The organism is Actinomycetota bacterium (assembly GCA_040905475.1).
In the GTDB taxonomy this organism is placed as follows: domain Bacteria; phylum Actinomycetota; class AC-67; order AC-67; family AC-67; genus DATFGK01.
On the sequence record JBBDRM010000071.1, the window covers coordinates 22,683 to 35,576 of the forward strand.

At 68.9% G+C, this 12,894-nt stretch carries 12 protein-coding genes; all 12 read left to right on the top strand.

The window, feature by feature from the left end; genetic code table 11:
* The first annotated feature begins 62 nt into the window (after window positions 1-62).
* The 12 genes from WEB06_07195 (at window position 63) to WEB06_07250 (ending at window position 12,753) form a co-directional block, all read left to right on the top strand.
* Window positions 63-1,421, top strand: coding sequence for an ABC transporter substrate-binding protein (locus WEB06_07195; protein ID MEX2555398.1), 1,359 nt, complete (start codon window positions 63-65; stop codon window positions 1,419-1,421).
* Window positions 1,422-1,471: 50 nt separating this feature from the next.
* On the top strand, window positions 1,472-2,599 hold the full coding sequence (locus WEB06_07200) for a nitronate monooxygenase (protein ID MEX2555399.1): 1,128 nt from the start codon (window positions 1,472-1,474) through the stop codon (window positions 2,597-2,599).
* Window positions 2,600-2,610: 11 nt separating this feature from the next.
* A complete protein-coding gene (locus WEB06_07205; GenBank protein ID MEX2555400.1) occupies window positions 2,611-3,354 on the top strand; it encodes an SDR family oxidoreductase in 744 nt (247 codons plus the stop codon).
* Window positions 3,351-3,941: a hypothetical protein gene (locus tag WEB06_07210; protein MEX2555401.1), complete on the top strand. Its 591-nt coding sequence runs from the start codon at window positions 3,351-3,353 to the stop codon at window positions 3,939-3,941. The genes WEB06_07205 and WEB06_07210 overlap by 4 nt, the downstream gene beginning before the upstream one ends.
* Entirely contained in the window at window positions 3,941-5,860 is a 1,920-nt protein-coding gene (locus WEB06_07215) for a pyruvate, phosphate dikinase (GenBank protein MEX2555402.1), read from the top strand. Before WEB06_07210 ends, WEB06_07215 begins: the two co-directional genes overlap by 1 nt.
* 22 nt (window positions 5,861-5,882) lie before the next feature.
* Complete coding sequence (locus WEB06_07220) at window positions 5,883-6,674, top strand: GntR family transcriptional regulator (GenBank protein ID MEX2555403.1); 792 nt, start codon at window positions 5,883-5,885, stop codon at window positions 6,672-6,674.
* Between the two features lie 205 nt (window positions 6,675-6,879).
* Complete coding sequence (locus WEB06_07225; GenBank protein ID MEX2555404.1) at window positions 6,880-7,305, top strand: hypothetical protein; 426 nt, start codon at window positions 6,880-6,882, stop codon at window positions 7,303-7,305.
* Window positions 7,302-8,564 (top strand): hypothetical protein, encoded by a 1,263-nt coding sequence (locus WEB06_07230; GenBank protein ID MEX2555405.1) that lies wholly within the window; start codon window positions 7,302-7,304, stop codon window positions 8,562-8,564. The genes WEB06_07225 and WEB06_07230 overlap by 4 nt, the downstream gene beginning before the upstream one ends.
* Before the next feature lie 35 nt (window positions 8,565-8,599).
* On the top strand, window positions 8,600-10,465 hold the full coding sequence (locus WEB06_07235) for an ABC transporter permease (GenBank protein ID MEX2555406.1): 1,866 nt from the start codon (window positions 8,600-8,602) through the stop codon (window positions 10,463-10,465).
* A complete protein-coding gene (locus WEB06_07240) occupies window positions 10,462-11,247 on the top strand; it encodes an ABC transporter ATP-binding protein (protein MEX2555407.1) in 786 nt (261 codons plus the stop codon). The genes WEB06_07235 and WEB06_07240 overlap by 4 nt, the downstream gene beginning before the upstream one ends.
* Window positions 11,240-11,977 (top strand): ABC transporter ATP-binding protein, encoded by a 738-nt coding sequence (locus WEB06_07245; protein MEX2555408.1) that lies wholly within the window; start codon window positions 11,240-11,242, stop codon window positions 11,975-11,977. Before WEB06_07240 ends, WEB06_07245 begins: the two co-directional genes overlap by 8 nt.
* Window positions 11,974-12,753: an enoyl-CoA hydratase/isomerase family protein gene (locus tag WEB06_07250; GenBank protein MEX2555409.1), complete on the top strand. Its 780-nt coding sequence runs from the start codon at window positions 11,974-11,976 to the stop codon at window positions 12,751-12,753. Before WEB06_07245 ends, WEB06_07250 begins: the two co-directional genes overlap by 4 nt.
* Window positions 12,754-12,894: the final 141 nt, after the last annotated feature.

Here is a 12,894-nt window from a genome sequence, read left to right on the forward strand (position 1 = left end):
GTTGCCGCCGACGGCCACGGTCTCGGCAGGAGACCCGGCCCGGGCGAACGAAGGAGACGCCGATGAAGCGGTCGAGGCTAACTGCGCTCCTCTTCCTGGGCGTCCTCTCTCTCGCATCGTGCGGCGGCACGTACCACCCGCCCACTGCGGACCAGGCATTCGTCTCCTTCGGCCCTGGATCCCAGCCGACTGCGGTGGGGACCCTGCCCGCAGGAGGCGGTCCATCGATCGCCCCGAGCAGCGGCCCCGGCGTCTCGGGGCCGGCCACCGGCCCGCAGGTTCCCCCCTCGAAGGTCGGCACCCAGACCGCGGTACAGGGCGGCGTGATCAAGCTCGGCGGCGTGTTCCCGCTGACCGGCCCGATCGCGCCGATCGGACGCTCGTACTACGAGGGCCTGGCGTCGTACTACTCGTACATCAACGAGCGCGGCGGCATCAACGGCGCCAAGATCCAGTTCCTCGTCGAGGACGATCAGTTCGACCCCGCGCAGGGAAGAGCACTCATCCAGAAGCTCATCGAGCAGGACAAGGTCTTCGCGATCTCGGGCGTCCTCTCCCCGTTCACGATGATCGCGGCGCTCCCCGACATCCGGAAGTCGGGGACGCCTGCCGTTCCGGGCACGGGGACCGACGGACGCGAGTACAACGAAGAGCTGATCTACAACACCTACGCGCCGTGCGAACGGCAGGTCCAAGGTCAGATGCAGGACGCGATGAAACGCCGGGGTTCGAAGCGGGTCGCCCTGCTCTACATCAACATCGACACCGCGCGACTCTGCGCGGACGGGGCGAGCCGCGCGCTCGAGGCTCTCGGAGGAACGGTCACGTATCGGGGCGAGCTGCAAGCGGGAGGAGCCAACTGCTCTCCTCAGGTGCTCAACGCGCGGACCCGCAACGGCGGCGCCGATACCGTCTTCATGCTGACGGACAACCTCGGTGTCGTGAAGTGCGTTCAGGCGATGAACCAGCAGGATTGGGATCCGCTGGTCTCCGTGACGGCGAACCTCGCCGACGACAAGGTGGTCGTCGAGGCGCTCGGTGGGCTCGCCGAGGGCCTGCACAGCGTGTCGCCGTTCACAGGGATCAACTCGCCGGAGTACGAAGCGCTGTGCGGCCCCGCGATGAACCGCTTCTTCCCCGACGCGAACACCCAGTACTTCACGATCGTCGGATGCACCGGCGCGCATCTCTTCGTCACGGCGATGCGCGCCCTCGGCCCCAACGTGACCCAGGCTCAGCTCGTCAAATACCTGGAATCGGGCGTGAGCTTCTCGACCGGCGGGGTTTCTCCCGACTTCAATTTCAAGCCGAACGCCCATCCCGGGTATCTGCACATGCCCGTCGATCTGGTGCGCGCGCTCGAGGTGAAGGGTGGCAAGTGGGTCGTGGTCGGGCCGCTGTTCCACGGCATCCACGCATGACGTCTTCCCCGGCCGCCCGACTCGGGCCGGGAACGAACTGAGAGCGGATAATGCGAACTTCCGTCTGCGACCTGTTCGAGATCGAATTCCCGATCTTCGCCTTCAGCCATTGCCGAGATGTCGTCGCCGCCGTCACCAACGCCGGCGGGATGGGCGTTCTGGGTGCGGCCGCGTTCTCCCCTGAGCAGCTCGAGATCGAGCTGAGCTGGATCGATTCCCACGTCGGCGGCAAGCCCTACGGCGTGGACGTCCTCATGCCCGCCTCGTACGTGGATGCGGGGGTCGGGCTCGATCGGATGGCGGAAGAGCTCAACAAGATGATCCCCGAGGGGCATCGCCGTTTCGTGGCGGAGTTCCTCGAGCGACACGACGTCCCTCCCTTGCCAACCGGCGAGGAACCGGCCAGCCGCTTCCTCGGGCTGACCCACGAGGGAGCCCGCTCGCAACTCGAGGTCGCGCTCGCGCATCCGGTCGGCCTGGTCGTCAACGCGCTCGGTCCTCCGCCGAAGGATGTGGTCGACCTTGCGCACGAGCGTGGCATGAAGGTCGGAGCGCTCGTCGGCACCGGGGCGCACGCGGTCAAGCAGGTCGCCGACGGCGTCGACGTGATCATCGCGCAAGGCACCGAGGCCGGCGGGCACACCGGCGAGATCTCCACGATGGTGCTCGTCCCCGAGGTCGTCGACGCGGTTCACCCCGCGCCGGTGCTGGCGGCCGGGGGGATCGGAACGGGCCGCCAGGTGGCCGCCGCGATGGCGCTTGGAGCCCACGGCGTCTGGACGGGTTCGGTGTGGCTTACGGTGCGAGAGAGCGACACGCCGCCGGCGCTGGTGCAGAAGCTTCTCGCCGCGCGGAGCAACGAAACCGTCCGCTCGCGCTCGTGGTCGGGAAAGCCGATCCGGATGCTCCGCACACCGTGGACCGAGGCATGGGCATCCCCCGACTCGCCCGGCACGCTGCCGGCCCCGTTGCAAGCCGTCCTGTTCGAGGAAGCCGAGCAACGCATGCAGCGTTCAAAGGACGACAACCTGGCGGGAACCCCGGTCGGGCAGATCGTCGGCCGGATGAACGCGATCCGATCCGCGCGAGACGTCTTCTTCGAGCTGGTCGAGGGATACTTGAAGACGGTGGCAGAACTCACCGGGATGCTGAACGACGAGCCTGGTGCCGCGCCATGAGGGATCCGGCCATGCCGGCCGTCCTCGCTGGCCGGCGAGTCGTCGTCACGGGTGCCTCGAGCGGGATCGGTGCGGCGATCGCTCGCTCGATCGTTTCGACGGGCGGGCGCGTTGCGATGATCGCACGACGCGCCGAACGCCTCGACGGTCTGGCGGAGGAGCTCGGCGCGCACGCGGTGGCGCTCCCCTGCGATGTGACCAACTATGAAGAACTGAACGATGTCGTCGCCAAAGCGGCCGCAGCGTTCGGCGGGCTGGACGCGGTCGTCGCGAACGCAGGCCATGCGCTCGTCGGTCACATCGCGACCGGCGACCCGGCCTCGTGGCGGAAGCTCCTCGATGTGGATCTGTTCGGGGTCCTCGCGACGATCCGGGCCACGCTCCCACACTTCGCAGACGAGGGGCCACGGGACGTCCTCCTCGTCGGATCGACCGCCGCCGTGAGTCCCCACGAGATATCCGGCGTCTACTCCGCAGCGAAACGGGGCGTCGCCGCGATCGCGGATTCGCTGCGTCTCGAGCTGGCGCCGCGGTCGATCCGCGTGTGCCTGCTGGAACCCGGCGACATCGCCACCGAGCTGCGCGACCGAGCCGTACGGGAGGAAGGGCGGCCGGCCACCAGGCCGGTGACCGGAACGCATACGCCGATGGCTCCCGAGGAGCTTGCCGAGATCGTAACGTTCATACTTTTCCGACCGGAACGCATCGCGCTCAACCATGTGGTCGTGCGACCGACCGGAGAGCTCACGCCGTGACCCTCGACGTGTTGCACGCGCTGCGACTCAAGGGGATCGTCGCGCTCGACTTCCTTGCCGAGCTCGTCGAGCGCTCCTCCGGGGACGTGCAGGCGGAACTCGATCGCTTGACCGGGGAAGGCCTCGTACGCCTGCGCGAGACGCCCCGGCTCACCGGGTGGTCGCTGACGCCCGAAGGTCACGCGCGCCACGCCGACGAGATGGCCGCCCAACGCACTCCGGAGATCGTCTCATCGCTCACGCCCATCTACGAGGGCTTCCTTCGGCTCAACGATCGGGTGAAGGCACTGTCGACGTCGTGGCAGCAGCTTGCGACCGACGACCGGGCCGGCCGATGGGAAGCGATCGAGGAGCTCGCCGAGCTGCTCGGAGAGGCGGCCGCGATCTTGATCACGGCCGCCGGGGTGGTTCCCCGGTTCCGCTCGTACGAGCGCCGGTTGACGTCCGCGCTGGAGCAGCTCCGCGCCGGCGACGAACGGTTCTTCACCGGCGTGACGGTGGACTCGTTCCACACGGTGTGGTTCGAATGTCACGAGGATCTCATCCAGAGCCTGGGGCGCGATCGCGTGCAAGAGGGAAGCTTCTGATGGCCACGACGACGCGCGCGGATGTGGTCTCGTTCGACGACGCCGATCCCGGCGACGTCACCCGGCTCGGCGGCAAAGGGGCGAGCCTCGTCGAGATGAGGCGGCTCGGGCTGTCGGTCCCACCCGGCTTCATCATCTCGACCGACGTCTGCCGCCGATATCTTCACGAGAGTCGTCTGCCGGAAGCGATCGGCGCCGCCGTCGACGCGCACCTCGCAGACGTCGAACGAGCGGTCGGCCGCCGGCTCGGTGATCCCGATGCTCCCCTGCTGGTCTCCGTGCGATCCGGCGCGCCGGTTTCGATGCCGGGGATGATGGACACGATCCTGGACCTTGGATTGTGCGACGCGACCGTCGACGGCCTCGCTCGCGCGACGGGCGACGAGCGCTTCGCCTGGGATTGCTACGTCCGGCTCCTCGTCGCATACGGCGCGACCGTGCGCGGGATAGAGGCCGCGGCTTTGAGTGAGGCTATCGCCGGCTCCCCCGGGGACGCGGACGGCCTCCGCCGGTCGGTGCGATCCTTGCTGACGCTGATCGAAGAGCGCTCGGGGAAGCCCTTTCCGCAGGACACGCGCGCACAGCTCGACGAAGCGATCGCCGCGGTCTTCTCCTCGTGGGAGAGCCCGCGCGCGAAGAAGTACCGCCGGTACGCGGGCATCGACGACGACCTCGGCACCGCCGTGGTGGTACAGGCGATGGTGTTCGGCAACCTCGGCGAGAGGTCGGGAACCGGCGTCGCGTTCACCCGGGATCCGGCCACCGGCGCCCGGTCGCCGTACGGCGACTTCCTCGCCGGTGCGCAGGGCGACGACGTCGTCGCCGGCGAACACGACGTCGGGTCCCTCGACGAATGCAGGGCGATCGCCCCCGAAGCGTTCGTCGAGCTCACGCGAGCCCTCGACGTCGTGGAGCATGCCCACCGCGACATGTGCGAGATCGAGTTCACCGTCGAGCAGGGGCGGCTGTGGGTGCTCCAATCGCGCGTCGGCCAGCGGACCGGCGTCGCCGCCGTGCGGATCGCGACCGAGATGATCGCAGAAGGCGTCATCGACCCGGCCGAGGCCATCACGCGGATCCACCCCTCAGCTTTGCTCCATCTGCGCGCGCCCGTGCTCGACCCCGACGCGCCGCGCGAGCTCATCGGGCGCGGCGTGCCCGCATCCCCGGGATCCGCGGTCGGACGCGTGGCGCTCACCCCATCGCGGGCCGAGGAGATCGCGGCCGACGGCACGGACGTCATCCTCGTCCGGCCGTTCACGAGCCCGGACGACGTCGCGGGCATGATCGCGGCGCGCGGGATCGTCACAGCGCACGGCGGGCGGACGAGCCATGCGGCCGTCGTCGCGCGCGGCATGGACCGGCCGGCCGTGTGCGGCGTGGCCGGTCTCGTGGTCGGCGACGCCGGGGCCCGATTCGGCGCAACAACGGTTACCGAGGGCGACGAGCTCTCGATCGACGGCTCCTCGGGGGAGGTCTATCGCGGGATCGTCCCTCGTATCACACCCATCGCGGACCCGCGCGTCGAGACGCTCCTTGCGTACTGCGACTCCCACCGGCGGATCCCGGTCCTGGCGGAGGCGCAGCAACCGGGATGGGCGGACGGCCCCTTCGACGCGGACGGCGCGATCGTCTGCCGCTCCCGCGAGGACGTGGAGCGCGCCGTCCGGGCAGCCGATCCTGATCGGACGCTGGTGATCGACCCGGAGGAGGCAGACGGAGCGGCGGCCCTCGCGGCCGGCGGCGAGGCGGCCGCCACCGGGATCCGCGTCGTCGCGCGCGTCGATCGCTCCTGGCCTGCCGCTGTGCGACGGCTTCCGCCGGCTCCGTGGATCGCCGTCGTAGCGACCGAAGAAGGCAGCTGGGCGGCGCGGCTTCTGGCCGCAACCGCCGAGGTTTCCGCCCCCGAAGCGCAGTAATGCACTGTGTATAATGAGTGCGATGAGCAAATCGGTTGGTGAATTGCACGCTACCGAGCGTCTCGTGACCAACGAACGCGTACGCGTCCCCAAGACCGCCGAGCTCGTCGCGTCCGAGCTCCGCCGGCGGATCGTTCGCGGTGAGCTCAAGGAAGGCGATGCGCTCCCGCCCGAGACCGCCCTGATGGAGCAGTTCGGGATATCCAGACCGACCCTTCGCGAAGCGTTCCGCGTCCTCGAGGCCGAGTCACTGATCACGATCCGTCGTGGCTCCCGCGGCGGCGCGCGCATCCGCATCCCCAGGGAAGAGGTCGCCGCGCAGTACGCCGGGCTCCTCCTGCAGTTGCGCGGCGCAACGCTCGGCGACGTGTTCCAAGCGCGTCTGGTCGTCGAGCCCCCCGCAGCGGCGTTGCTGTCCAACCAGAAGTCCAAGCGTGCGCTGGCGGCGATCCGCAAGGCGCTCGACGAAGAGGCGGCGGCGATGGACGACCCCGTGGCGTTCGGTCACGCCGCCGCCCGGTTCCACGAGCAGGTGGTCGAGCTCGCCGGGAACTACACCCTCGCGATCTTCGCCGCGATGATCGCGGACATCATCGATCGTCATACCACTCAGCTCCTGCGCGATGCGGCCACCACGCCGACCCAGCCAGAGCAGGTTCGCCGCGCGCACCGGTCCCACGAGAAGCTCGTGCAGCTGATCGAGAAGGGCAACGCCGCGCAGGCCGAGGCACACTGGCGTAGCCACATGGAGTCGCTCGGACAGTGGTTCATCGACGGGGACGGCGCGAAGAAGCTCGTTGAGTTCTACACCTAGCCCTCGGGCCGGTGCTTCGGCCGGATCACCGCTTTTAGCTCGGATCCAGCTCGGTCAGCCTGTTCCCCTCCGCACCCCCGGCCCGTAGGCTGAGCAAGGGCGCCGGGGCCTTGACGGGCTGAAGCTCACAGTTATATAAGTTATACAATTGACTTTGTGCCGGTCCCGAGCCGGCCGCTCGGAACTGCAGGGAGCGGGGTGGGACATGGACTTCCGTCGGAACCTTGATCTGGCGGGCGTCATCCTTATCGGAGTCGGCTTCGGCTTCGTCATCGGCGGCTGGGTCGGCCTGCGTGCTCAGGACTCTGTCGTCGAGCAGATCCCCTATCTGGCGAGCGGCGGGATCGGCGGCCTCGCCTTGATCGCCACCGGCGCGTTCTTGCTCCACATGACCCGGCAAGGCCGCATCGAGCGTGAGGTCAAGGAGCTTGGCGATCGCCAGCGCACACTCGAGTCCACGATCGATCTCCTCGTTTCCGCGCTCTCGGAGAACAGCAAGTTGAAAGTGTCGCTCTCCGCCGCCGCGGCTGCGCGCCGGCGCAACGCCAATGGCGGTTCGCTGCCGCGGCTCCGCGACGGAGCCGAGGAACCGGTGGCGGAACCGGTCGCCGCTTCCCTCGAGGATCAATGAGGCTGCGACGCCTCTCCGCGTGCGCGGCCTGCGCCGCGTTGATGCTCATGGCCGGGCCCGGCGCGGTAACGGGATTCGCCCAGGTGGACACCAGCGGCATCGCGGCGGGCTCGGCGTCGGCCAGCAGCGTGTTCGCCAGGTACTCCGATGATGCGACGTTCTTCGAGGGGGCGACCCTTGGAACGGCGGACTTCTACCTCGGATACGCGTCGGGGGACGTCGACCGGAGCGGGTCCTCCGGGGCCATCGCGGCCGTCGCATATAGCCCGTACGTCGACCTCCCCGGGGCCGTCAACGCCCTGACCCCGGGACCCGACGTCGACTACGATTCCATCCTCTCGAGGGCGCGCGCGTCGATCACGGGACAACCGCCGAAGGACGCCGAGGCCTCGCTCACGACGCCGACGGATCAGGTTGAGGTGGGAACGATGGAGGCCCACCTGGCCGAAGGGCCCGTCCTCGACGCGTTCACCACGCTGACGCGTATCGAGCCCGCGCCGGCGACCTACATCAAGTCGTCGACGTCCCGCATCCGGGTCGCCAAGATCTCCGGACGTTCCGTCACGGAGGCAACGACGATCCTCCGCTCGGTCAGCATCGCGGGGTTGATCACCTTCGATTCGATCACGCTGACGTCGACCGCGACCGCCGACGGCGGAGCGGGAGATGCCCGGGGGACGGTCCTGGTTGAAGGAGGATCGATCGCCGGAATGCCGATCGCTCTCACCGAGAACGGGATCCAGCTCACCGACCAGGCCGTTCCGCTCGACCTCCAGCAACTGGAGGAGGGCCTGCTCCAGGCGGGGATCGAGCTCATCGCCCCAAGCACGCTCACGCTCGAGCCCGGTCCGGAACGGTCGGTCGCGATCGCGACCGGGCCGAAGATCATCTTCACGTCCCCGCAGGCGAACAGGATCGAGATCGTGCTCGGTCGCGCGATGACTTCCTCGACGCTCCTTGCCGGATTCTTGCCGCCGGCGCTTCCCTCGATCCCGCCGGTTGCTCCGGCGCCGTTCGTCCCCGCGCCCGTCGACTCTGGTGGCTCCGTTTTCACGCCGCCGTCCGGCGTCATCGCGCAGCCGCCGGCCGCTCTGCCGGGATCTCGGGTCGTGGATCTCAGCAGGCTCGTCCTGAGCGACGCGAAGTCACTCGATAGTTTCGCTGCCCTCTACGGCGCGATCGCCGTTGGGGGTCTGCTCGTGCTCGCCGGAGTGATCGCGCCCCGGCGACGATCCCTCATCGAGGAACGCCTCCGCTGAACAGGCGCGAGGTGCCGGGCGTCTAGGGAAACCGCGTGCTCGATCTCGCGATCAGCGGCATCCCGGTCGGTGGGATGTACGCGCTCGCAGCGCTCGGCATCGTGCTCATCTACCGCACGACCGGAGCGCTCAACCTTGCACAAGGCGCCGTGGCCACGGCGACCGCCTTCGTTTTCTACGAGCTCTGGGCGATGCGCGGCGTTCCCGCGGCGATCGCGCTCGCGCTGGCACTCGCCGTCGCCGCTCTCCTCGGTGTGGGCATCGAGCGGATCATGCGCAAGATCGGGCCCGAGCAGATCCTGAGCCAGGTCATCGCGACGCTGGGCATCTCCGGTGTTCTGCTCTGGTCGCTCGCTCGGATGTTCGGCAAGGAGACCCGGTTCGTCGAGCCGTTCTTCTCGACGAAGCGCCTTTCGATCGGCGGCGTCAACATCACCATCAACCAGTTCGCCATCATCGCCATCGCAGCAGCGATCGCGATCATCAGCGGCTTCCTGCTCACCCGGACGAAGATCGGCACGGCCATCCGAGCGACGTCGCAGAATCGACTGGCGGCGGATCTCGCCGGCATCCCCGTTCATCGGCTGCAGACGCTTTCGTGGGCTTGGGGGTCGGTGCTGGCCGGCATCGCGGGGATCCTGCTGGCGCCGCTGCTCTTCCTCGACACCTTCCAGGTCTCGGTCTTCTTCCTCGTCAAGCCGTTCGCCGCCGCGGTCGTCGGCGGGCTGATCAGCTTCCCGCTGGCCTTCGGAGCCGGGATCGCGATCGGGGTCGTCGAGAGCGTGCTGTCCCGGTACAGCGGCGCGGTCGGACTCCCGGAGATGGTGCCGTTCGCGATCGTGCTCTTCGCCCTCCTTGCGCGCAAAGGGTTCCTCACCGGGGCCAGCGCATCGCTCAGCGATCTGCCGGTAAAGCGGGCCGGGGGATCGCTGCGGAACGGCGTCGTGGCCGGCGTTGCCGTCGCCGCGATCATCCCGTTCCTCGGCGTGTTCCACACGTCGCTCCTGGAGACCGGGATCATCTTCTCGCTCCTGGCCCTGTCGCTCGTGGTGCTGACCGGCTGGGTCGGGCAGGTCTCCCTGGCTCAAGCCGCTTTCTTCGGGATGGGCGGGTTCGTGGCCTCGAACCTCGCGACCCGAGCCGATCTTCCGTTTCCGTTGGTCGTCGCGTTGACGCCGATCGCCCTCGTACCGTTCGCCGCCGTCGTCGGCCTTCCCGCGCTTCGCTTGCGGGGACTGCTGCTCGCGATCATGACGCTGGCGTTCGGCGTGCTGGCCTACAACACGTTGTTCCAGTGGACCACGTTCACCGGCGGGCTCGACGGCTCGATCCTGCCGACGCCGACGCTGTTCGGAGCCGATCTCACCGAGGGGCACCGGTTCGTCTACTTCCTGCTTGCCGTCGCCGCCGCGGTCTTCCTCGCCGTGCGCAACCTCGGACGCTTCCGCTCCGGCGGTGCGCTGTTCGGCGTGCGCGACTCCGAGGAGGGGGCCGCGGCGCTCGGCATCAGCACCACGCTGCAGAAGCTGACAGCGTTCTCGATGTCGGGCGCGATCGCCGGCCTCGCCGGATGCCTCTTCGCCTACAAGCTCCAGATCGTTGCGATCGACCAATACCACCCGCTGGTTTCGTTCAACCTCTTGGCGCTCGCGGTCATCGGCGGGATCGAGTCGCCATGGGGCGCTGCGATAGCCGGCGGCATGTACGCGCTCTCGCCCGAGCTCCTGGGGCCGCTCCACATCGAGGACGGCGTCCAGCTGGTGTCGGCGGTCGGCCTCGTTCTCACGCTGCTCGTTTCCCCCTCCGGGCTCGCCGGACTGGGATCGCGCATCCGGTTCGCGTTCCGGCGCGGCGCCGCACCGCGGCTGGCAACCGCGGCGATGATCGGGAAGCCGCGATGACCAAGACGATCAGCGGCACGCCGGTCCTCGAGGTGCGAGGCATCGAGGTCCGGTACGGCGGCGTACGCGCCGTGGCCGACGCTCACCTTCAGGTGTCCGATGGAGAGATCGTCGCGCTGATCGGCCCCAACGGCGCCGGCAAGACCTCGTTGTTCAACGCGATCGCCGGGGTGGTTCGGCCGAGTGCCGGCACCGTGCTGCTCGACGGGCGCCCACTGGATGGGATGCCGCACGAGCGCGCGCGACGCGGGCTCGCTCGGACGTTCCAGGCCGGACGTCTGTTCGGACGGATGACGCTTCGCGACAACCTCGAGGTCGCGCAGTACCTCCGCGGCCGGAGCGGTGTCCTCGCGGCGCTGACCGGATCGCTCGGCGCCCGCATCGACCGCAAGCTCGCGCGCGAGCGGACCAACGAAGTCATCGCAGCGGTCGCGCTCGAGGAGTTCGCCGACATGCCCTGCCGCGCGCTCCCGTATGGGATCCAGCGGATCGCGGAGATCGCGCGCGCCCTGTGCATCGAGCCGCGGATCCTCCTGCTCGACGAGCCCTCGGCAGGGCTCGATTCCCGCGAGTCCGAGGATCTCAACCGGATGATCAAGCGGATCCGCGACCTCCTCGAGACGCCGGTGCTCCTTATCGAGCACGACATGACGGTGGTCATGGAGATCTCGGATTACATCTACGTCATGGACTTCGGCTGGATGCTCGCGCAAGGAACACCGGACGAGGTTCGCTCGGACGAGCGCGTGATCTCTGCGTATCTGGGGGACGAGGTTGCCTGACCCGATGCTCGGCGTCGACGGCCTCGAGGTCGCCTACGGTCCCGCGCGCGCGGTCCAGGGGATCAGCCTCGAGGTAGCGCCCGGCGAGGTCGTCGCGCTGCTCGGCGCGAACGGCGCCGGCAAGTCGTCGACACTGCTCGCCATCTCGGGCGTGGTTCTATCGCGCGGGCGCGTCGTGTTCGACGGCGAGGATCTCCGCGGACTCGAGCCGTACGAGATCGTCCGTCGGGGATTGGTTCAGGTCCCCGAACGGCGCGCCATCTTCCCCGACCTGAGCGTGCGCGAGAACCTGGCCGTCGCGGCGTATGCGCGGAAGCCCGGCCCGGAGCTGGACGCCGACCGGGCGCTGGTGGGCGAGACGTTCCCGCGGCTCGCGGATCTTTCGGGCCGGCCCGCCGGTTCGCTCTCGGGCGGCGAGCAGCAGATGCTGGTGCTGGCGAAAGCGCTTCTCGCCGGGCCGCGCCTGCTACTCGTCGACGAGTTGTCGCTCGGGCTGGCGCCGCGGGTGGTCCAAGAGCTCTTCGGCGTGCTGTCGCGCATCCGGGACAAGGGCGTCGCGATCCTGCTCGTGGAGCAGTTCGTTCCACTGGCTCTGCGGCTCGCCGACCGCGTCTACGTGCTGGAGAAAGGACGCATCGTCGCCGACGGCCCGGCGCAGGCGTTCCGGGACGACCCGAACATCTTGCGGTCGGCGTACCTCGGGCGCGGCGTCGACGCGAGTCCACGATGAGCGAGGCGGTCCTCCGCGATCTCGTCGACCGTGTCGCCGTTCTGTCTTTGAATCGCCCGAAGAAGCACAACGCGTTCAACGACGAGATGATGGACGCTTGGACCCGCGCGCTGGATTGGGCGATCGGCGAGCCGGACGCGCGCTGCATCCTCATCCGCGGTGAGGGGGCTTCGTTCTCGTCGGGGAGGGACGTCACCGAGCTCGGGCAGCGCGCGAAGGGCGAGACCGATTACGAGTTCGTCCGGCGCGCGCAGGACGACGCGCTGCGCCTGAGCGAGACGCCGAAGCCGGTGATCGCCGCGCTGAAAGGATACGTCTTCGGCGGTTCGTTCGAGCTGGCGCTGCGCGCGGATATCCGGGTCGCGGCGAGCGACGTGAAGATGTGCTTCCCCGAGATCGGGTTCGGGATCCTGCCCGACACCGGCGGAACGCAGCTCCTGACCATGCTCGCCGGGCCGTCGCGCGCGAAGCTCCTGATCATGACCGGCGACCGGATCGGCGCGGACGATGCGAAGGCTTGGGGGATCGTCGACATCGTTGTCCCGCCCGAGGAGCTGGACGAAGCGGCGCTCGACCTCGCGCGACGTCTCGCCGACGGCCCGCCGCTCGCGTTGGCGCTGGCGAAACAGCTCGTCGACCAGTTCTCGGCCGACGCCGTCCGGCGCGGCACGCGCGCGGAGCTCGTCGCCCAGACCGGGCTCTTCTCCAGCGACGACTACCGCGAGGCGCGGACCGCGCACGCGGAAGGCCGCCCGCCGCGTTTCACCGACCGGTAGGTCCAGCCGATCGTCGCGATCCGGCCGCTGCGAGCCGCACGGTAGTAGGCGCGGTGATAGTTCTCGTATGGATTGAGCGCCACATAGAGCCTGTCGCAGAATGGCCGTGACCATCGTAGTTCTGCGATGGACACGCGGCGC